Origin of the sequence: Enterococcus rivorum (assembly GCF_001742285.1) — a bacterium.
Taxonomy (GTDB): domain Bacteria; phylum Bacillota; class Bacilli; order Lactobacillales; family Enterococcaceae; genus Enterococcus_L; species Enterococcus_L rivorum.
This window is the reverse complement of the sequence record NZ_MIEK01000015.1, coordinates 30,384-52,525: the sequence shown is the minus strand read 5'-3', so window position 1 is coordinate 52,525 and position 22,142 is coordinate 30,384. Positions and strand designations below refer to the sequence as shown.

At 34.5% G+C, this 22,142-nt stretch carries 16 protein-coding genes; all 16 read left to right on the top strand.

Translation table 11 applies throughout. The features are described 5' to 3' along the window. Positions 1-105 precede the first annotated feature (105 nt). The 16 genes from glgB (at position 106) to BCR26_RS06865 (ending at position 22,061) form a co-directional block, all read left to right on the top strand. A complete protein-coding gene (gene glgB, locus BCR26_RS06940) occupies positions 106-2,001 on the top strand; it encodes a 1,4-alpha-glucan branching protein GlgB (RefSeq protein WP_069698254.1) in 1,896 nt (631 codons plus the stop codon). Between the two features lie 239 nt (positions 2,002-2,240). Further along, positions 2,241-3,383, top strand: a complete 1,143-nt coding sequence (locus BCR26_RS06935; RefSeq protein WP_069698253.1) for a glucose-1-phosphate adenylyltransferase — start codon at positions 2,241-2,243, stop codon at positions 3,381-3,383. Beyond that, positions 3,373-4,524: a glucose-1-phosphate adenylyltransferase subunit GlgD gene (gene glgD / locus BCR26_RS06930; protein ID WP_069698252.1), complete on the top strand. Its 1,152-nt coding sequence runs from the start codon at positions 3,373-3,375 to the stop codon at positions 4,522-4,524. The genes BCR26_RS06935 and glgD overlap by 11 nt, the downstream gene beginning before the upstream one ends. Continuing rightward, entirely contained in the window at positions 4,524-5,960 is a 1,437-nt protein-coding gene (gene glgA / locus BCR26_RS06925) for a glycogen synthase GlgA (protein WP_069698251.1), read from the top strand. The genes glgD and glgA overlap by 1 nt, the downstream gene beginning before the upstream one ends. 173 nt (positions 5,961-6,133) lie before the next feature. Then, a complete protein-coding gene (locus BCR26_RS06920) occupies positions 6,134-8,539 on the top strand; it encodes a glycogen/starch/alpha-glucan phosphorylase (protein WP_379962730.1) in 2,406 nt (801 codons plus the stop codon). Between the two features lie 9 nt (positions 8,540-8,548). Further along, positions 8,549-10,369 carry a glycoside hydrolase family 13 protein gene (locus tag BCR26_RS06915; RefSeq protein ID WP_069698249.1) on the top strand — a complete coding sequence of 607 codons (1,821 nt, stop codon included), beginning with the start codon at positions 8,549-8,551 and terminating at the stop codon, positions 10,367-10,369. 316 nt (positions 10,370-10,685) lie between these two features. Next, positions 10,686-12,596, top strand: coding sequence for an endonuclease MutS2 (locus BCR26_RS06910; protein WP_069698248.1), 1,911 nt, complete (start codon positions 10,686-10,688; stop codon positions 12,594-12,596). A gap of 46 nt (positions 12,597-12,642) precedes the next feature. Further along, positions 12,643-12,897 (top strand): hypothetical protein, encoded by a 255-nt coding sequence (locus tag BCR26_RS18755; protein ID WP_069698247.1) that lies wholly within the window; start codon positions 12,643-12,645, stop codon positions 12,895-12,897. 420 nt (positions 12,898-13,317) lie between these two features. After that, positions 13,318-15,963 carry a DNA polymerase I gene (gene polA, locus BCR26_RS06900; protein WP_069698246.1) on the top strand — a complete coding sequence of 882 codons (2,646 nt, stop codon included), beginning with the start codon at positions 13,318-13,320 and terminating at the stop codon, positions 15,961-15,963. Between the two features lie 99 nt (positions 15,964-16,062). After that, positions 16,063-16,902 (top strand): DNA-formamidopyrimidine glycosylase, encoded by an 840-nt coding sequence (mutM, locus tag BCR26_RS06895; protein WP_069698245.1) that lies wholly within the window; start codon positions 16,063-16,065, stop codon positions 16,900-16,902. Beyond that, complete coding sequence (gene coaE / locus BCR26_RS06890; protein WP_069698244.1) at positions 16,902-17,504, top strand: dephospho-CoA kinase; 603 nt, start codon at positions 16,902-16,904, stop codon at positions 17,502-17,504. The genes mutM and coaE overlap by 1 nt, the downstream gene beginning before the upstream one ends. Before the next feature lie 98 nt (positions 17,505-17,602). Next, positions 17,603-18,079 (top strand): transcriptional regulator NrdR, encoded by a 477-nt coding sequence (gene nrdR / locus BCR26_RS06885; RefSeq protein WP_069698243.1) that lies wholly within the window; start codon positions 17,603-17,605, stop codon positions 18,077-18,079. Between the two features lie 12 nt (positions 18,080-18,091). Further along, entirely contained in the window at positions 18,092-19,495 is a 1,404-nt protein-coding gene (locus BCR26_RS06880) for a replication initiation and membrane attachment family protein (RefSeq protein ID WP_069698242.1), read from the top strand. Next, the gene (gene dnaI, locus BCR26_RS06875) at positions 19,495-20,424 is read left to right on the top strand and encodes a primosomal protein DnaI (RefSeq protein ID WP_069698241.1); all 930 of its coding nucleotides are present in this window, start codon (positions 19,495-19,497) and stop codon (positions 20,422-20,424) included. Before BCR26_RS06880 ends, dnaI begins: the two co-directional genes overlap by 1 nt. Before the next feature lie 290 nt (positions 20,425-20,714). Beyond that, entirely contained in the window at positions 20,715-21,563 is an 849-nt protein-coding gene (locus BCR26_RS06870) for a hypothetical protein (RefSeq protein WP_069698240.1), read from the top strand. A 33-nt stretch (positions 21,564-21,596) separates the two neighbouring features. Next, positions 21,597-22,061 carry a hypothetical protein gene (locus BCR26_RS06865; protein WP_069698239.1) on the top strand — a complete coding sequence of 155 codons (465 nt, stop codon included), beginning with the start codon at positions 21,597-21,599 and terminating at the stop codon, positions 22,059-22,061. Positions 22,062-22,142 lie beyond the last annotated feature (81 nt).

The window sequence follows — 22,142 nt, the reverse complement described above, 5'->3', positions numbered from 1 at the left end:
TATAACGTTTATTATGGTATGATATAGCTATAGATTGTTGAATTAAGGAAGTAATTATTTTCAGCTGTTCGTTCGTATTTATTTTAATAAACAAGGAGTGAGAAAATGTTTGAAGGAAGTAGCCCCGCTGAACGATTTGAAACAGGAGAAAATTTTTATAGTCAACATTATTTCGGCTATCATAAAGAAGTTAGGGGGGACCAAGAAGGGTACGTTTTTCGCGTTTGGGCACCAAAGGCAGAAGCAGTTTGGCTAGTAGGAGATTTTAATGGTTGGGATCAATCACTACCAATGATAAAAGAAGAACGCTTTGGTATTTGGGAACTATTTACTACTTTACCCACTGAAGGAGATTATTATAAGTATCAAGTGAAACAACTCGGCGGTAGAGAAATTTTTAAAATCGACCCATATGCAGTTTTCTTTGAAAAAAGACCTAACAATGCAGCAGTAATTCATTCGATTCCTGAAAAAAAATGGCGAGATGGGTTGTGGCAAGGGCGCAAAAAACGCTCTAACTATTTTAAAAGACCCATAAATATTTATGAAGTTCATGCAAGCTCTTGGAAACAAAATGAAACAGGAGAGCCCTTTAGTTTTGGTGATTTAAAAACAACGCTGATTCCCTATGTAAAAGAAATGGGCTACACGCATATTGAGTTTATGCCATTAATGGAGCATCCATTAGGTATGTCTTGGGGCTATCAATTGGTTGGTTATTTTGCGTTAAGTTCTTATTTTGGGACACCAGAAGAGTTACAAGATTTTGTAGAAGAATGTCATTTAAATAATATTGGAGTTTTTGTTGATTGGGTTCCTGGACATTTCTGTATTAACGATGACACGTTACCTTATTTTGATGGAACACCCCAATTTGAATACGAAGATCCTAATCGTGCAAAAAATATTCGCTGGGGCTGCTTAAATTTTGATCTAGGAAAACCGCAAGTACAGAGTTTCTTGATTTCAAGTGCTTTATATTGGATTGAGATGTTTCATCTTGACGGGATTCGTGTCGACGCAGTCTCGAATATGTTGTATTTAGATTATGATGAAGGTCCATGGACACCCAATCACGAAGGCGGAAATCGTAATTTTGAAGGATATCATTTCTTACAGAAACTAAATGCAGTTATTAAATTGGCTCATCCTACTGTGATTATGATGGCAGAAGAGAGCTCTTCAAATACAAAAATAACTGGAACCTTAGAAAGTGGTGCATTAGGCTTTGATTACAAGTGGGATATGGGGTGGATGAATGACACTTTAAGATTTTATGAAATGGACCCAATCTATCGAAAGTATGATTTTAACCTAATAACATTTTCGTTTATGTACAGAATGAATGAGAACTATATTTTACCTCTTTCTCATGACGAAGTCGTTCACGGGAAAAAGAGTTTGATGCATAAAATGTGGGGAGATCGATACAAACAATTTGCGCAATTAAGAAATCTCTATCTATATTTAATGAGTCATCCAGGGAAAAAACTTTTATTTATGGGAAGCGAATGGGGACAGTTTTTAGAGTGGAAATATGATCATGAATTAGAGTGGGTTGATTTAGAGGATGAACTTAATCAGAAGATGCAATATTTTGCGAAAACACTCAATAATTTATATAAAAAGGAAAAATCGTTTTGGGAGCTAGACAATGAAGCAGAAACAATTGAATTTATTGATGCTGATAATGCGGAACAGACTGTACTGAGTTTTATTCGCAAAGGAAAAACCAAGAAAGATTTTCTAATAGTCATCTTGAATTTTTCGCCAGTTGAATATCATGATTTTTCGATAGGTGTGCCATATGCTGGCATTTATGAAGAAATTTTTAATACAGAAATGCAAGAATTTGGCGGTACTTGGCTTTATTCAAATGAAGCGCAAACGACTGTTAAAGCAACCTTCAAGCAATTTGATTACCAACTTTCAACGATTATACCGGCTTTTGGCGGTATTATTCTAAAACCTAAAGAAATTAACACCCGATCAAAAAAATGATGTCTGTTTCTTTTGAGAAAAAATCCGCTGTTGCTTCTGCCGGAAATTTATTTCCATTAACAATGATACTTACGTTTAAGTTGGTTAGCATTGTAGAATAAATTGATTCTGAAAGAGAACTTCTTTACTGAAAGAAAATTCCTTTTTTCAGTACTAGATAACCTTCCCTATAGAAACATACCATTCTCTTTGCTCTTGCAAATGAAAGGAGGCTAGGGTGGTTGATACACCCGCGTATTATGAATACAGAAATGCTTGCAATGATTTTAGCTGGAGGTCAAGGAACTCGGTTAGGAAAATTAACCAAAAATATCGCAAAACCAGCAGTACCTTTTGGCGGAAGATACCGTATTATCGACTTTACTTTAAGTAATTGTACAAACTCAGGGATTAAGAATGTTGGTGTTGTGACCCAATATCAACCGTTAGCTTTAAATAATCACATTGGCAATGGTGCTAGTTGGGGATTAGATGGGATTAATTCAGATGTAACTATTTTACAGCCATATTCTAGCTCTGATGGAGAAAAGTGGTTTCAAGGAACTGCCCATGCGATTTACCAAAATATTTCTTATATTGACCAAACAAATCCTCAATATGTGCTAGTTTTATCTGGAGATCACATCTACAAAATGAACTATGAAACAATGTTGGAAGAGCACAAAGATAATAATGCCTCTTTAACTGTAGCAGTGATTGAAGTACCAATTAAGGAAGCTTCTCGTTTCGGAATTATGAATACAGATGAAAATGATCGAATCATTGAATTTGATGAAAAACCAGACGAGCCTAAAAACAACCTTGCTTCGATGGGAATCTATATCTTTAACTGGGGGCGTTTGCGTGATGTCCTATTAAATAGTTATTCGAAAGATGGTCAAATGATCGACTTTGGAAAGCATGTAATCCCTTCCTACTTAGAAGCGGGTGAAAATGTTTATGCGTATCGTTTTAGTGGTTATTGGAAAGATGTTGGAACGATTGATTCTCTTTGGGAAGCAAGTATGGAGTTTATTGATTTAGAGAATGAGTTAGATATGAAGGATAAAAGTTGGCGCATGTTTTCAAAAAACACAATTTCACCACCACATTATATTACTGAAACAGCTTCAATCAATAACTCTTTAATTGTAGATGGCTGTTATATTGCAGGAGCTGTTAGTGACAGTATCCTTTCAACTGACGTGCAAGTAAAAGAAGGGTCAACGATTGAAAACAGTGTGATAATGCCAGGCGCAACCATTGGAAAAAACGTCACAATCAAAAACGCCATTATAGGAGAAAACGCAATTATTGGAGATCATGCTGTTGTTTACAACGAAGAAGAGATTGAAGTCGTTGGATATTCTGAAGTGATAGGAGTGCAAATCGATGAAGACTAATAAAATGTGTGCAATTTTAGGAAATGTATCAAAATTTAACGGCTTGCTACCATTAACGGATCATCGTCCTTTAGATACTCTACCATTTGATTGTAAATATCGCTTGTTAGATTTTCCTTTATCGAGTATTGTAAACGCGAATATTAATAATATTTTTATGGTCTTTAATGAAGGGGAGACTCAGTCAGTATTTGATCATATTGGTGGAGGGAAAGAGTGGAACTTAGACTCTCTGCAAAATCGTTACTTCATATACTTCTATCAAGAATTTTTGAAGAAAAAGGCAGAAGGGTTACCTTACTTCACACCAGTGATTGATTACTTACAAAAATCAAAGTCTGATTACACCGTATTTATGGGGAGTAAGATGTTATGTAATATTGATTTAAGAGCAGTGTTAAAAATTCATCAAGCTCAGAAAAATGAATTAACGGTCGTTTACAAGCGGATGGATACCAAGAAAATATACTCATCTGATGCTGTCTTGGATTTAGATCCAGATGGAAATATCGCAGGGTATCATTTTTTTGAAGAGCATGATTTAGCATTGGAAAAAACGAATCTTTGTATGGATATTTTTATTGTTGAAACAAAATGGTTAATCGAGCAACTGAAAGAAGGACAGAAAATTGGTAGTCCAGCAAGTATTCAAGACTTTTTACGAATGAGAATAGGGGAAGTGACTACTTCTGCTTATGAATATACCGGCTATTTAAGTAATATTTATGATATTCAATCGTACTATAAAGCGAACATGGATATGCTAGATTCTGCGAAATTTAACTCGTTAATGTATTCCAGTAAAAAAATCTATACGAAACTAAAAAATGAAGTGCCAACTTATTACGCGGAATGTTCTCAAGTGAAAAATAGTCAATGTGCAACTGGATGTATCATCGAAGGGACGATTGAGAACAGTCTTATTTCTAGACGTTCTGTCGTTAAGAAAGAGGCGAAAATCAATCACTCGATTGTCATGGCTAATGCAAAAATTGGTGAAAAAGCTTTAATTGAATATGCTATTTTAGATAAAAATGTTGTGGTTAATGCGGGAGTAACCATTAAAGGGACACCAGAAAAACCAGTGGTTGTGAAGAAAAATGAAGTAGTTTCAAAAGACTTAATTGGAGGAAACAACTGATGAAAGTTTTATTTGCTAGTGCAGAGTGCGCTCCTTTTTTTAAAACTGGTGGCTTGGGAGACGTTGCAGGAGCGTTACCGAAAGAGCTTTGTAAAAAAGGAGCTGATGTTGCAGTTGTTTTACCTTACTTTACAAAAATGCCTGAAATGTATCAAGCGCAATGCGAAGACCTAGCCGAATTCCATGTAAATGTAGGTTGGCGCCGCCAGTACTGTGGTATTAAGCGACTCATTTTGAACAATGTTACGTACTATTTTATTGATAATCTTTATTACTTTGATAGAGAAAATCTCTATGGTTATTACGATGATGGTGAGCGGTTTGCCTTTTTCTCCATGGCGATTATTGAAATGCTAGAAAGAATAGCGTTTATTCCAGATGTTATTCATGTAAATGATTTTCATACAGCGATGGTGCCGTTTTTACTAAAAGAAAAGTATCATTGGATTGAAAAATATCGTGAAATCAAAACGATTTTAACAATTCATAATATTGAATTTCAAGGAATGTATGGCAAAGAAGTATTACCGGACTTGTTCGGGATGGGGGAAGATCATTTTTATGATGGATCAGTGCGGTATGGTGATGGGATTAATTTCTTGAAAGCTGGAATTGTCTATTCTGACAGAATCACTACTGTAAGTCCATCCTATGCTAGAGAAATCCAAACTGCTGCTTTTGGTTCTGGTCTTGATGGTGTGTTGATATTGGAAAATTGGAAATTAACAGGAATTTTAAATGGGATTGATTATGAAACAAATAATCCAGAAACCGATCCGCTTATACCAAACCATTTTTCTGCCACTAAACTAGCCGGAAAAGCACTGAATAAAAAAGTCTTACAAGAACGAATGGGCTTGCCTGTTCGTGATGATATTCCAGTAATTGGGATTGTAAGCCGATTGACTTATCAAAAAGGGTTCCACTTAATCTTAGATGAAATGGAACATCTACTTGAAAAAGAAGTTCAAGTTGTTTTGTTAGGCACTGGGGATCCAGGATTTGAAAATTCATTTAACTATTTTGCTGGACGTTACCCCGAAAAACTAAGTGCTTGCATCTCCTTTGATTTGGAATTGGCACAATTAATTTATGCAGGGTCAGATATGTTCTTAATGCCTTCTGCTTTTGAACCATGTGGCTTATCTCAAATGATATCAATGCGTTATGGGACGTTGCCAGTTGTTCATGAAATAGGTGGCTTAAAAGATACAGTGACACCGTACAATCCAATTGACAAAACAGGGAATGGATTTGGGTTCCATGAGTTCAGTTCATTTTACCTCATGCATGCGATTCATACAGCGATTGAATTGTATTGGAATGAACCAGAAACTTGGAAATCCTTGATGTCTGCAGCGATGAATAAAGATTTTAGTTGGACGACATCCAGTCAGCTATACTTAGATCTTTATCATCAAGTAGTTCCATCGTAAGTTTAAATTGATAAGAAGAACAAGAGCGTAAGTTTTCTATTAAAGCGATGAACAAAAGAGAGAAATCAAATAGTTAGTGTAAAGTACGAACTAAGAATTGTTAACTACTGTCATTTTATGTTTGTTTTTCCACTAACTGTTTATTATAAGGGAGCTAACCAAAGGACATGAAAATAACAAAAGAGCAGTTTAAAAAGGATTTTCGTAAACGTTTAAGAGAAAAGTTCGCCATCGAACTAGAAGATTCATCTGAAACGGAACAGTTGGTAGCACTTGGTGCGTTGGTTCAGGCGTATTATTCGGATGCGTGGACAGATACTTGGAAAGAATATTTAACAAATAAGAAGAAGCAAGTATACTATTTTTCTATTGAGTTTTTGCCTGGTAAAATGCTAAAAAGTAATTTATTAAATTTAGGTATTTTAACGACTGTGCAAGAGTCTTTTAAAGAACTAGGAATAAATTTTTCAGCTGTCTGTAAGGCAGAACCAGATATGGCTTTAGGAAATGGTGGTTTAGGCCGACTAGCTTCGTGTTTCATGGATTCTATCGCTTCTTGTGGCTTACCGGGAAATGGTAATGGGATTCGCTACGATTATGGATTGTTTAAACAAAAGTTTGTAGATGGTTATCAAGTTGAATTACCTGATGAATGGCTAAAGGGTGGAAATATTTGGGAAGTCCGCAAAGAGAGTAAAGCAGTCAATGTTCTTTTTGGTGGCAATGTTTATTTAAGAGAAAATCATCGCGGACAATTAAAACCTGTGTATGAAAATCCAAGAATTTTAAGAGCTGTACCCTATGATACAGGAATGCTTGGCTATGAAAATGATGTAGTGAATACACTCCGTCTTTGGTCTGTTGAAATTCCAGCATCTGAGGAATACAAATATCAAAGTATCGAAGAACGTCGTAAATTAGAAGATTTAACCGCCGTTTTGTATCCAGATGATTCTAGTGAGCAAGGACGAGTGGTTCGTCTGACACAAGAGTACTTTTTTGTTTCAGCGGGAATGCAAAGTATTGTACGTTATTATAAAAAAATTGGTGTTCCGATGGAAGAGCTTTATGAACACATTGCGATTCACATTAATGATACTCATCCAGCATTGTGTGTCGCTGAATTGATGCGTATTTTATTAGATGACGAAGATCTATCTTGGGAGCGAGCGTGGGATATTACGGTTAAAGTCATGAGTTATACGAATCATACGATTATGGCAGAAGCTTTGGAAAAGTGGCCTGTGCATATGATGCAGGAATTGCTGCCAAGAATGTATCAAATTATTCAAGAAATTGATCGCCGTTTTCTTGAAGAAATGGCTCATTTAGCAGACCAAGATTTAATTGAACGAACCAGAATCATAAAAGATAACCAAGTTCACATGGCTCATTTAGCGATTATTGGTAGTCATAGTACCAATGGTGTTGCTAAATTACATTCAGATTTATTGCGGACGGTTGTGCTAAAAGATTTTAGTACATTGTATCCAGAACGCTTTAATAATAAAACGAATGGTATTGCCCAACGAAGATGGTTGCAATTATCAAACGAACCTCTTTCACACTTGTTAGATAAAACCATCGGCTGTTCTTGGCGAAAAAATCCTGAAGATATCCATTTGTTAATGAATTATCAAAACGATGAAGCTGTACTAACTGGTTTAGGTGAAGTCAAATGGGAAAATAAAAAGCGATTAGCCGATTATATTTTAAAAACAAATGGAGTGGCGGTTTCGCCGGATGCTATTTTTGATGTACAAATTAAACGACTACATGCATACAAGCGTCAACTTTTAAATTTATTAAATATTTTAACAATATATTTTGAGTTAAAAGATAATCCTAAAAAAGTCATGGAACCTAGAGTCTTTATTTTTGGCGCGAAAGCGGCTCCTAGTTATACGTATGCGAAAACGATTATCAAGTGTATTAACGAAGTTGCAAATATGATTAACAATGATGAGAGTATCAATCATCGTATCAAAGTGGTATTTTTAGAAAACTATAACGTGTCATTAGCAGAAATGATTATTCCAGCAGCCGATGTAAGTGAGCAGATCTCTTTAGCATCAAAAGAAGCATCTGGAACCAGTAACATGAAATTGATGTTGAATGGTGCTGTGACTGTCGCAACCTTAGATGGTGCCAATATTGAAATTCGTGACGCTGTTGGAAATGACAACATATTTATTTTCGGGTTACGAGAAGATGAGGTTTACCGTTATTATGAAAGCAAAGATTATTCTGCAATCAAAACCTATGAACAAAATCCAATGCTGCAAAGAGTCTTAAATGCCTTTATCGATGGAACTATCCCGAATATTTATCGAGAAGGACAAGAAGTTTTTGATTCGTTAATTAAGTATAATGATGAATACTTTGTTTTAAGAGACTATGATGCATATGTTGAAACGCAAAGAAAAGTAGATGCGACCTATCGAGATACATCCCGTTGGCAAAAAATGAGTCTAATTAATATCGCAAATGCTGGTCGTTTTTCTTCTGATTTGACGGTTGAGCGCTATGCAGAAGATATTTGGAAAATTGACTCATCAAAAATAATAGTTGGCAAGTAGGGAGAAAAAATGACGCAGGTATACTACAATTCTTGGTTGAAAAAGTACAAACAACCATTTGGGGCGATGATAGAAGGGGATCGAGTATCATTTTCTATCAACGTTTCAACAAAAGATGTTGAATATGTGCAACTGATTATTCATAAAGAAAATGGCTTAAAAGGTAAGGAAACGTATCAAATGCAGCCTAATAACGAAGGAGATTATCAGTTTTCATATACTTTGGATCAAGGGAAGGGACTTTACTATTACTATTTTATTATTCAACCCAAATGGGATAAAACTATTTTTTATGGAGCGGAAAAAGAAAGTCATGGTGGTGAAGGAGTCAATTACTATGAAGAGCATTTTGTAAAGCCTTATCAATTAACGTGCTTTGAACAGGCAGATCCGGCTCCTGAATGGTATCGAGAAGCTGTTTTTTATCAAATATTTCCTGATCGTTTTTTTAATGGTAATGAAGATGAGCATGTGAATCAACCGAAGAAAAATACCTTTATTTATGGCAGGCACGATGACGAACCAATGTATATAAAAAACGCAAAAGGTGAAGTGATTCGCTGGGACTTTCAAGGTGGCAATCTTTTAGGGATTATGAAAAAAATTCCCTATTTGAAGGACTTGGGTATAAATGCTGTCTATTTAAATCCGATTTTTGAAGCTAATAGTAACCATCGTTATGATACTGGAGATTACCTAGCAATCGATGGTATTCTTGGTGATGAAATAGAATTCAAAGAATTAGTTGAGCGGTTACATGAAAATGGTATGCGACTTGTTTTAGATGGTGTTTTTAATCATGTGGGACGGAATAGCCGTTATTTTAATGAGAATGGTCAATATGGAAAAGCAATTGGTGCTAGTCAAAATAAAAATAGTCCTTACTATCACTGGTTTACATTTACGGAATACCCAAAAGAATATAAAGCTTGGTGGGGAGTAAAAGATTTACCAGAAGTAAATAAAGAGAATCAAACGTTCCAAACCTTTATCTATGGTGAAAAAAATAGTGTTTTAACGAAATGGAATGAGCTTGGTGTCGATGGCTGGCGCCTGGATGTTGCGGATGAATTACCAGACTTTTTTATTCAAGGAATTAGGCACAATCTGAATCAATATAGTGAAAAAGTACTAATTGGAGAAGTTTGGGAAGATGCATCCAATAAAATAGCTTATAATCATCGTCGTGAATATATTTTAGGAAATGGGTTACATGGTGTCATGAATTATCCGTTTAAAGAAGACATTATCGCTTTGTTGCAGAGGGGAAAATCACCTGAAGAAGTTGCGGAAAATATGACTGTTTTAAAAGAAAATTATCCTAAAGATATTTTATTCAACAATTTAAATAACCTAGGTACCCATGATACTGAAAGAATTTTGACCATTTTTAATGAAGATAAAGGGAAGACAATCACGGCTTTTGCCTTAATGACCATGTTACCTGGGGTTCCGTGTCTTTATTATGGAGATGAAGCAGGATTGACTGGTGAGAAAGATCCTGAAAATCGAAAATATTATCCTTGGGGAAAAGAAGATTTATTATTGTTGAAAGGTTTTAAAGAGTGGATTCAGATTCGTCGAACAAGTGAAGTTTTGCAAAAAGGTGAGTTTGTTCCTTTTTATACAAAAGACCTTTTTGGTGTACTTCGTTTCTTTGAGAAGGAAATAGCTGTTTATATTGTGAACCCAACTTTAGAAACGAAAATAGTGCAAAAAGCTGATTTTTGTTTTACATGTGATATCTCAGAAGAGAGAAAAAAACAATTTTTATCTCTTGATTATGGGGAAATTTCCGCGGGTAGTGGGGGAGTATTTTTCCTTCAATGAATAAAATCATTGACGAGTTAAAGGTAACATACTATAATTTAAGTGAGTTCAAGAATAACAGTAAAAGAAAATAAACGAGGTATTTTGATGAGTGTAAGTATCTAACTTAAAGTGAATAGCAAATAAACAATAGCCTATAAAGGTTGGTGCTTATTTGGTGAACTTATGTTTGATACCTATCTAAAACTCATAATACCTATTTGATAGTTGGATGCTATCTATATTTGTAGATTATTGAGTGATGAAGGAATCCTTCGTCGCTCTTTTTATTGTTATTCTCAACAGATAGGTGTCTCAAAAAAGAGGAGAGATACTCATGAATACAGATACAATTGAAAAAACACAGTTTCATTTAATAAAAGAAAAATTGATTCAATATGCTATTAGTTCTTCTGCAAAAGAATCTATTCGGAAGATGCAGCCGAGTATTCACCTTGAAGTTGTTAGAAAAAGACTGAAAGAGACGGCAGAAGCCAAAAATCTTTTAAATTCGAATCAGCATGTTCCTTTTATGGGATTGGTAACGATTGACTATTTAACAAAACAAGTTGAAAAAGGGATTCTAATGGAACCCAAAGAACTAATTGACTATGCTGATTTTTTAAGAAGCAATCGCTTGATCCAACAATTTATGAAAAAAAATGAATTTTTGGTTCCGTTATTGTCGAAGTACGGCGAGTCTTTACAAATTTTTCCAGAGATTGAAGACGAAATTTATCGTGTGATTGGCAATGGACAAGTTAAAACAGAAGCCAGTAAATCGTTGAAAAAAATTCGAAATAGTATTAATGACTGTGAAAAAGAAATCGAAGACAAGCTAAATAAATTTTTGAGAAGTTCACAAAACAAAGAGAAAATACAGGAAAGCTTCATTGTTAAGAAAAAAGAACGATATACAGTTCCAATCAAAGCTAGCTATAAAAACCAAATTTCAGGAACAATCGTAGAGATTTCGGCGACAGGAGCAACGGCCTATATTGAACCAGCAGCGTTAACAAAGATAAATGATAAATTGTATCAGTTAAAAATGGAAGAAATGACAGAAGTCTATCAAATTTTGGCAATGCTAAATGGCTTAATCGCAGAAAAAATGGTTGCTATTCAGTCAAATATGGAAGTTATTAGCCAATTCGATGTTATTTTTGCTAAGGGAAAATATAGTAGAGAGATTAATGGGATGGAACCGTTAATAAATAAACAAGGGATTATTGATCTGAAAGGTGTTAAACATCCTTTACTGGGAGAACAAGCAGTACCATTGACACTCTCTTTAGGGAAAGACTATCGGGGCTTAACAATTACTGGTCCTAATGCTGGTGGTAAAACTGTAGTACTAAAAACAGTCGCTTTAGTAACATTACAAACTATGCTAGGGCTTCAAATTATCGCAGAAAAGGGGACGAATATTGCTATTTTCGATCAAATTTTTGTAGATATTGGAGATCAACAAAGTATTGAAAATGCGCTAAGTACTTTCTCAGGACATATGCAAAATATCGCTCAAATTCTTGCAGAAACTAAAAAAAATAGTCTTATTTTACTTGATGAAATTGGTAGTGGAACGGAACCAAATGAAGGAGCAGCTTTGGCGATTGCTATCATGGAGGCTTTTTATCAAAAAGGAAGTATATTAATCACAACTACACATTATGGAGAAATCAAAAAGTTTTCACAAGAACATGAAGATTTTACGACGGCAGCGATGGCTTTTGATTCTGCCACTTTAACGCCAAAATATCAACTGATTTTAGGACAAACCGGAGAAAGTAATGCTTTTTGGATTGCAGATAAAATGAAGTTGAACCAAAACGTATTAGAAAAGGCACGAGACTATTTAGCAACCAAAGAATATTCAACTGAAAAAGTGGTTTTTAGTCAACCTAAGAAGCAAGAAGAAACCGTGTTGAAATGGGTGGATTTTGAAAAAGGTGACCAAGTGCTTTGGACTGAAAAACAAAAAATTGCTTTAGTTTATGAAACAATTCTAGGTTCAGATCAAGTGATTATTTATGTGGAGAAAGAATTCGTTGAAGTCAGTCGAAAAAGGCTTCAAATGAAAATGAAAGCGACTGAACTTTATCCAGCTAACTACGATTTGGGTTCGCTATTTGAAAGCCACAAAGTAAGAAAAGAACGTAGAGATATTGACCGAGGATCAAAAAAGGCTCATAAAAAACTATATAAAGAAATGATAGAAAGGCAGCGCTTGGAAAAGAAATCTAAATGATTAAATACTCTACTAGGACACATACAAAGAAACTACCATTAGTTTTGTGGAAACTAGATTAGCCTATTCTGCTTTATTAATAAAAAAACAACTAGCATTAGCTAGCAACAAGTTAGTGCCAATGAAAAACCGAGGAACCGCTCTTGAGCCCCAAGGTCAGGTCTCAGAGCTTCCAAGCTTCAAATTTGGGCTAAATAATTTAAGCCCAAGTTTGAAGCTTGGATTCTGGTCAAGGTTTCTGACACTGACTGCTAGTAGTTCCGCTGTTTTTTTGAAGCAACCTTCTTTGAAAATTGATTAAACTAGAGGAAGACCCTGTCTTTATGCAACACTAGTGAACAAATTGGTTACAACAGATACGTAATTTATTGATAAGCCATTTTTGAGTTGAAATGGCTTATTTGTATATCAATGAGTGTGGTTTAGTATTTTGACAATGCGATACATTTGAACTATCTCGTTGTTTTGACTTTGCCAAGACACTAACCTTTTTAAGCAAAAATTTGGATTGGATAGAGAGAAATACTTATTGAGATTTTTGCTGAAAATAGTAGTATCTATTGAATGAGTAGAAGAGAAATCCCTTCTTACTGCAAAGTTTCGTAATGTTTGTTAAAATAGAGAGAACGCATTTTGCGAGAGCTAAGGAAAAAGCTGTTTTTGCTCTTCCTAGCGTATAATAATAGTAGCAATCGGACTACAAAGAAAAAGGGGAAAAAGAATGACGAAGAAAAAATTATTATTAGTTGATGGAAACAGTGTAGCATTCAGAGCCTTCTTTGCTTTGCACAATTCATTAGAACGATTCAAGAATAAAAATGGACTGCATACAAATGCGATTTATGCTTTTAATAATATGTTTGAAAATGTCATGGCAAAAGAACAGCCAACACATGTGCTTGTTGCTTTTGATGCTGGCAAAACAACCTTTAGAACCGAATTTTATCCTGAATACAAAGCAGGACGTTCAAAAACGCCAGGAGAATTTAAAGAACAAATGCCTTATATTCGTGAACTTTTAACTGGATTAGGTGTTCAATATTATGAACTAGACAACTATGAAGCGGATGATATCATCGGAACCCTAGCCCACAAAGTGCCTAAGGAAGAGTTTGATGTTGTTGTGTTGTCAGGAGATCGAGATTTAACACAATTAGCAACTGATTCAGTGAAGGTTGAAATTACCATTAAAGGGGTTAGTGATATTGAATCCTACACGCCAGAGCATGTGGCTGAAAAATATGATGGCTTAACACCTAATCAAATCATTGATATGAAAGGATTAGCTGGAGACACCTCTGATAATATTCCGGGTGTAACAAAAATAGGTGAAAAAACAGCAATTAAGCTGCTTAAAGAATATGGCTCTGTAGAAGGAGTCTATGAGCATATTGATGAAATGAAACAAAGTAAAATGAAAGAAAATTTGATAAATGATAAAGAACAAGCTTTCATGTCGAAGCGATTGGCAACCATTAATGTAGACTCTCCTGTAGATGTAAATATTGATGATTTAGAATACCATGGAAAAGATTTAGACAAGTTGGTTCCTTTTTATAAAGAAATGGATTTTAAACAGTTTTTAAGTAAGCTAAATATCGAAGAAGAAGTTGTTCAATTAGAAGATGTTCATTTTGATGTTGTTGACAACTTTACAAAAGAGATGTTTACAGGCGACATGGCTTTGTATGTAGAAATGCTAGAAGATAACTATCATACTTCGCCGATTGTTGGCGTTGCTTGGGGAACAAGAGAAAAAATCTATACAACTAATAGTTTAGAACTTTTTGAAAATCAATTTTTTATCGAATGGCTTCAATCTGATAGCTTTAAGAAAAAAGTCTATGATGCGAAACGTACCTATGTTTCATTAAATCGCTATGTTGGGAAAACAGAAGGCATTGCATTCGATGTTTTATTAGCAGCATACCTTTTAGATACAAATGATAATAGTGCAGATATTGAAGGTGTAGCACACTATTATGGCTATAGTGACATCCATTCCGATGAATCTGTTTATGGAAAAGGAGCTAAGAAAGGATTGCCAGAAGACGAAGAGGTATTTTTCAGTCATCTTGCCCGTAAAATCCAAGCTATTCATTTCCTATCAGAAAAGTTAGACAGTGAATTGACAGAAAAAAATCAAGCCGATCTATTCTATAAAATGGAGTTACCTTTATCTAAAATTTTAGGAGATATGGAAATCACGGGAATTCGTGTAAATGCTCATACATTAAAAGAAATGGGCGTAGAATTTTCTAATCGCCTTCGGGAAATCGAACAAAAAATCTATGCTGAAGCAGGAACTGAATTTAATTTGAACTCTCCAAAACAATTAGGTGTTATTTTATTTGAAAAAATGGGTTTACCTGTTATCAAGAAAACAAAAACAGGCTACTCAACAGCGGTAGATGTTCTAGAACAATTAAAGGAGCAGGCTCCAATTGTTGAAGATATTTTAATCTATCGTCAAATTGCTAAAATCCAATCGACTTATGTTGAAGGGTTGCTGAAGGTTATTCAACCAGACGATAAGATTCATACGCGTTATGTTCAAACCTTGACACAAACAGGTCGTTTAAGTTCGGTAGATCCTAACTTGCAAAATATTCCGATTCGTTTAGATGAAGGCCGGAAAATACGCCAAGCGTTTGTTCCAAGAAAAGAGGATTGGTTGATTTTTTCTTCAGATTATTCTCAAATTGAACTACGTGTACTGGCCCATATCTCTGATGACCAACATTTGAAAGAAGCCTTTATTGAAGGGCAGGATATTCATGCAAGTACTGCTATGCGAGTATTTGGTGTTGAAAAAGCTGAAGATGTTACGCCTAATATGAGACGTCAAGCGAAAGCCGTAAATTTTGGGATCGTGTATGGTATTAGTGACTACGGGTTATCTCAGAATCTTGGCATTACAAGAAAGCAAGCACAACAATATATCGACACCTATTTTGAAAAATATCCTGGTGTTAAAAAATACATGGAAGATATTGTTCGTGAAGCGAAAGATAAAGGCTACGTTGAGACTTTATACAATCGTCGTCGTTATTTAGCTGATATCAATGCTCGGAACTTTAACTTACGCTCATTTGCAGAGAGAACTGCGATTAACACACCAATCCAAGGAAGTGCGGCAGATATTCTAAAAATTGCTATGATTCATATGGACCAAAGATTGAAAGAAGAAAAGATGCAAGCAACAATGTTATTACAAGTACATGATGAATTGGTTTTTGAAGTACCAGAATCTGAATTAGAAAAATTAAATGAGCTAGTTAAAGATGTAATGGAACATGCTGTGTCCTTACATGTGCCTTTAATTACAGATAGTAGTTGGGGGAAAACTTGGTACGAAGCAAAATAGTGGAATCAGGCTGGAGGAAAGTGCTTATCGCTTTTCTCTAGCTTTATTGACTCTTAAAGAAATAGGCACAGCTAATCGATAAAAAAGGAGGGAACTATCATGCCTGAATTACCAGAAGTTGAGACGGTTCGCAAGGGTTTAGAAAAATTAGTTGTTGGGAAAAAAATAGAAAAAGTTACTATCTTATGGCCTAGAATTATCGAACGACCAGAAGCAGAACTATTTGCAGAAAAATTACTTGGACAAACCATTGAAAAGATGGAACGAAGGGGTAAATTTTTGATTTTTAAATTAACAAATTATGATTTGATTTCCCATCTTAGAATGGAAGGGAAATACGAGATAAACCAAAGTGATGAGCCGATAGCGAAGCATACACATGTTATTTTTTCATTTACAGATGGTAGTGACTTACGTTATTTAGATGTACGAAAATTTGGTCGAATGGTATTAGTAGAGAAAGACCAAGGGGCGAACTATAAAGGAATCTTAGCTTTAGGGCCAGAACCAATCCCTTCACAGTTCAAACTCGCTGCTTTTCAAAAAGGCTTAAAAAAACACCATAAAGCTATTAAACCGCTATTGTTAGATCAAAAACTAGTTACTGGGTTAGGGAATATTTATGTAGATGAAGCATTGTGGGAAGCGAAGATCCATCCTGAACAACCAGCCAATACACTTAAACCAAAAGAAGTTGAAGAGTTGTATTATGCAATTATTGATGTTCTAGCTAGAGCAGTTGAAGCTGGCGGAACGACGATTCGGACTTACTTAAATGCACTTGGAGAAGCAGGCAAGTTTCAAATTTCTTTACATGCTTATGGACAAACAGATAAACCTTGCGAGCGCTGCGGTACACCTATTAAAAAGATAAAAGTTGCTCAGAGAGGGACTCATTTTTGTCCGAAGTGTCAAAAAGTAAAAGTGAGGAAAGGCTAATGGGAAAAGTGTTAGGCCTTACTGGAGGCATTGCGACAGGAAAAACAACCGTAGTAAATATTTTTAAAGAACGAGGCTACCCTATTGTTGATGGAGATGTTATTGCTAGAGAAGTAGTTGAACCGGGGAAAGAAGGTTTAGTAGCTATTGTTGAGAAGTTTGGTACAGAAATTCTTTTGGAAAACGGACAGTTGAATCGGAAGAAATTAGGAGCCATTATTTTCTCAGATGACAATAAACGTAAACAATTGGATAGTACCTTAGGCCCCTTCATTCGAACCGAAATAATCAAGAAAATAGAACAAGAGAAAAAGCGCAATCAATTAGTGATTGCTGATATTCCATTGCTTTATGAATATCATTATGAGTCTTTAGTGGATAAAGTCGCTGTGGTCTACATTCCAGAAACGCTTCAATTAAAACGTTTGATGGCAAGGAATCAGTTAACCAAGGAAGAGGCTTTCAGCAGAATTAAAAGCCAGTGGTCCATTGAGGAGAAGAAAAAGAAAGCAGATATTGTTTTTGATAACCAGGGAACACTGGCCGAAACCAGAACCCAAGTCTTGAGCTGGATAGATTCTTTTTTGAAAAATACCGAATAAGTTACCAGCAGATAGATGGTATCTCAACAAATTCATGTTATAATTGTACCATATATTAACATAGTAAAAATCATATTAAGATAGATGAGGTGAACACCATGCGTTGTCCAAGATGTCATCATAACAATTCAAGAGTCATTGATAGTCGCCAAGCCGATGATGGCCGTGCGATTCGTCGTCGTAGAGAATGCGAAAGTTGCAATTATCGCTTTACAACATTTGAAAGAATCGAAGCCGCTCCATTACTTGTTATCAAGAAAACAGGTGAGCGTGAAGAATTTAATCGCGAAAAAATTCTTCGTGGATTGATCCGATCAGCGGAAAAAAGACCCGTTACGATGGAACAGATGGTTCAAATCGTTGATAATGTGGAAAACCGTGTTCGTAGCTTGGGAGAAAATGAAATATCCACCAATTTAATTGGCGAGTACGTTATGGAAGATTTAGTAAATTTAGATGAAATTGCTTATATTCGTTTTGCAAGTGTCTATCGCCAGTTCAAAGATATGAGTGTATTTTTGAAAGAATTACAAGATATTGTTGAAAAAGCTAAGAATGATGCAACAAATCAATAAGGAGGTCTTTCCTTGAAAGACATACGGAAAGAAATCCAACCTAAAAATATATTCAAAGCAGTGATTAATAATCCTTTATCAAACCAAGAGCAAGAAGTGCTGACCTTTCTTTACCAGCCAATTGTAGGGGCAAATGCCTTTAGTCTTTATTTAACGCTCTTGTCTGAAATAGATGCTTCCGGGATGAGCGATTCTTTATTTCATGCTGATTTAATTACAATGCTAGATTTAAGCATCCAACAATTAGAAAAAGCTCGATTAAAACTTGAAGGGATCGGGCTACTGGAAACTTTTGTAAAAACAGACAGTGAACTTGGAAATGTCTACATTTATCGATTAAATCATCCAGAATCAGCGGAACATTTTTTTAAAGATGAAGTCTTAACTTTAACTTTATTAAATATCATTGGGCAGAGAAAACTAGACAAACTGTTTAATCGGTTTAAGCCTAAATTTGTTAATTTATCTGGATATGAAAATATTTCAGTTGGCTTTAAAGATGTCTATCTGTTTAAAGAAGAGCAAATCATTTCTCACAGTGAAATGTTAAATAACATCGAAAATTCTTTTCATGATTCAAGACCAGCAACGAAGATTACAGCAGTCAGTGAAACTTTTGACTGGGATTATTTTATTTCAGGAATTGAACGTCTAGGAATAAAATTACCGGCAAATGAAGAAGGATTTAAAGAAGAAATTTACATTTTTCATAACTTATTTGGCATTAATGAATTAGACATGATTGATTTTGCTTCTAAATCGTTTGATTACTATACGAATCAAATTGTTGTCAAGGATTTTGAACGGAGCATCTATTTAGCAAAAGACCCTGATAAGAAACAGACAAATGCAACACCAATTAGAAATGAAAAAGTAAATTTAAGTGAGCAAGACCAACAGACCTATCGTCACAACTCGTTAAAATTGGAAGGTTTTTCTGAACAAGATATTCAAATGATTATGGATAGTGAGAATAATTTCCCTCTGAATTATTTAGAAGCATTAAAAGCAGGTCGTGGAGGCTATATCACCCCGCAAGAAAGATCACTAGTGAAATATTTAGTAAGTAAGTCAGGATTGCCAAATAGTGTTATAAATATATTAATTAATTATGTTTATAATATTCAAAAACAACCGACTTTAAAAGCCGATTATGTTAACAGAATAGCCAATGAATGGGCGCAAAGTAAAATTTTTTCTCCTGAAAAAGCCATCTCTCACGTAAGAGATTTAGCAAAACAAGGAAAAGAAAAGAAACAAAATCGCTCTAAATATAATAATGGAAAACCGATTCGCCAAGAAGTTTTACCGGATTGGGTGAATAATCCTGTGGCCGAAGAAAAGCTCTCAATTGAAGAACAAGAAAAACTAGATAAAGAAATGGAAAAATTTTTAAAGAGACGAGGTGACAATTAATGGAAGATGTGGGAAAAGAGATGTCAAAAATAATCCAGAAAAAACAGCTGAATGAGCGTTTTAATCAGTTAGTAGAAGCTGTGATGCAAGATGAAGATGTTCAACAGTTTATTGAGGAACACCGAGAACGTTTAACAGAAGAAGACATCAGGAAAAGTTATGCAAAATTGTATGAGTTTGTCCAAGAAAAAAGAAAATTTCAGTTGAAAGACCCAACAATGATAGCCCCTGGATATGAACCTAAATTAGCCTTGAATTTCCATTATATTGATGTCACCTATATTCCGACAGAAGCCTTAGTTGCAAAACAAAAAGAAGATGAAATACGCAAACGAGTTAAGGCTATGACTATGCCTAAAGATATTAGAGAAGCAAGCTTCGATAAATTTGATTTATCTTCAAGAGGCAGATTGGAAGCTTTGACTGAGGCGACAAGTTTAGTTGATTCATACGTAAGTAATCCAAAGAACTTTCATAAAGGACTTTATTTACAAGGGACCTTTGGTGTTGGGAAATCTTTTCTATTAGGAGCCATTGCTAATGAATTAGCTAAAGATGGTTTTATCACAACAATCGTTCATTTTCCTACTTTTACTGTAGAAATGAAACAAGCAATAGCCAAAGATCTAGTAGGAGAAAAACTAGATGCTGTCAAAAAGTCCCCCGTTTTAATGATTGATGATTTAGGCGCTGAATCAATGACTAGCTGGATTCGGGATGATGTACTTAGTGTCATTTTGCAATACAGAATGCAAGAACAGTTAGTAACATTCTTCTCATCCAATCTTGATATGAAGGCTTTAGAATCACATTTAACGGTTACCCAAAGAGGAGAACAAGAGCCATTAAAAGCTAAAAGAATTATGGAACGGGTTCGTTACCTTTCTAAAGAAATAACAATGAGTGGAAATGACAGACGTAATGGGTAAATAAATAAACAGAGAAGGTTACTTTTTTAGTATCCTTCTCAGTTTATTTTCTGTTGCATTTATTAATTAAGTTTTATTTATAAAAATACTTTTTAATAGTATTGCTGAAATATATTCATTTAATTCTATATATTTTTACTTTTTTTACAGGCAAAAATTTGCGAAAATAGATAAATGAATGTAAACTAACAATTATAGAAAAAATATTTTTGTGAGAAAAATTCATAAGGAATTGTTTTAGATTAAATAACGTTTTTTTGAAAATAAATAAACAAGGAGGAAGATAATTTATGAATGATAGATATGCGATGAGCTTGTTTAATTCTTTCTTGATATTGATTATTTCATTTATTGCATGTACGGCTATTTTCTTAAGCCTAAATTCATCTTTTCTGTTGATACATTTCTTCTTTTTGTTTGCTGTTTTCATTGTAATCCTGATTACGTATTTTACTAAAATAGCTTACGGTTTAGTTGGTATGTTACTTTTAAGTTTCATACAGCTTTGTTATATTTCTTATGAGTATGTGTTTTATAGACAATTTTCACTTAGCTCTCTTTTTTTATTAGTGATCTCCCTATTATTCTTCGTCAGCACTTGTTTTATTATTTATCCAGTTCGGTCGGTTAAAAAGGAGAATACGTTACTTAAAAATGGAATTGAACGTTTAAATGCAAAAGAATCTGAGATGTTTCTTAGAACAATCCAAATGTATGATCAAGACTTTAAATTTTGCTCTGAAACTTCTGCGCGGTTAAAAGTACCACTTTATACGATGGTTATTAGGTTTCATGATTGGAATCATTTGAAAAATACAGCCAGTGAAGAAGAGCTTGAAATACTTTTCAGACTAGTAAATGAAACCATTGCAGAAAGAACCAAACAAGGGGAACTAACCTATTTGCTAGATTCTGTTTTTCCTACATGGGGAATCTTATCTTTTTCTGAGGAATTATCGCAAATCACTTCCAAAGGACAAATAAGTGAGAGTCTTTCTCAAAAGTTACTTTCTACGCCCAATATAGATCATTTGAATGTTCGTTTGATTTTTGGTCAAGGAAAACAAAAGGATAATGAGAGTCAAAAATCAATAGATTTTCTAGTGCAGGCATTTCGTAATATGGAAGACTATGAATAAGTAATATATTTTAGGTTATTTAGGAGGAAAAAGATGAAAAAAACAAAAATGATTTTACTATTAACTACAAGCTTATTTATTCTAGGGGCCTGTGGTTCAAATTCTAAAACCACAGAAAAAGCTGAAGTATCTAAGGTAACAAACTCTTCTACTAATTCAAGTGAAGGAAAAATTAAGGAGAAGGAAATGAAGACATCGATTTTTTCAGGCACATTAGCCGAAGATGCCAAAATGAATGACGATGATAGTAAAACGGTTCGTTTAGTTTTAGAAAAAGTTGAAGCTGTTGACGATCCTGAAAAAATTATTGGCATGATGGAGACAGATGGTGTTATTTTAAACGCGCCAAAAGAAGTGTTCCCTAAAGGTCTGGATGAAAATCAATTACTAAAAGGGGATACAATTCAATTTTCCTTACAAGGATTATCAATCATGACAATGTCTATTCCGCCACAAATACCAGGTAATAGTATTACATCTATTGAAAAAATAATCTAAAGATAAATAACTTGAAAATGGTTATCCCATATACGGGTTGCCATTTTTTGTTATTTTATCTGATTTTCATAAAAAATAATG

Bases quoted from the DNA above. Each gene is read 5' to 3' on its own strand.
- glgB (WP_069698254.1), top strand. From the start codon at position 106: ATGTTTGAAGGAAGTAGCCCCGCTGAACGATTTGAAACAGGAGAAAAT.
- BCR26_RS06935 (WP_069698253.1), top strand. From the start codon at position 2,241: ATGAATACAGAAATGCTTGCAATGATTTTAGCTGGAGGTCAAGGAACT.
- glgD (WP_069698252.1), top strand. From the start codon at position 3,373: ATGAAGACTAATAAAATGTGTGCAATTTTAGGAAATGTATCAAAATTT.
- glgA (WP_069698251.1), top strand. From the start codon at position 4,524: ATGAAAGTTTTATTTGCTAGTGCAGAGTGCGCTCCTTTTTTTAAAACT.
- BCR26_RS06915 (WP_069698249.1), top strand. From the start codon at position 8,549: ATGACGCAGGTATACTACAATTCTTGGTTGAAAAAGTACAAACAACCA.
- BCR26_RS06910 (WP_069698248.1), top strand. From the start codon at position 10,686: ATGAATACAGATACAATTGAAAAAACACAGTTTCATTTAATAAAAGAA.
- polA (WP_069698246.1), top strand. From the start codon at position 13,318: ATGACGAAGAAAAAATTATTATTAGTTGATGGAAACAGTGTAGCATTC.
- mutM (WP_069698245.1), top strand. From the start codon at position 16,063: ATGCCTGAATTACCAGAAGTTGAGACGGTTCGCAAGGGTTTAGAAAAA.
- coaE (WP_069698244.1), top strand. From the start codon at position 16,902: ATGGGAAAAGTGTTAGGCCTTACTGGAGGCATTGCGACAGGAAAAACA.
- nrdR (WP_069698243.1), top strand. From the start codon at position 17,603: ATGCGTTGTCCAAGATGTCATCATAACAATTCAAGAGTCATTGATAGT.
- dnaI (WP_069698241.1), top strand. From the start codon at position 19,495: ATGGAAGATGTGGGAAAAGAGATGTCAAAAATAATCCAGAAAAAACAG.
- BCR26_RS06870 (WP_069698240.1), top strand. From the start codon at position 20,715: ATGAATGATAGATATGCGATGAGCTTGTTTAATTCTTTCTTGATATTG.
- BCR26_RS06865 (WP_069698239.1), top strand. From the start codon at position 21,597: ATGAAAAAAACAAAAATGATTTTACTATTAACTACAAGCTTATTTATT.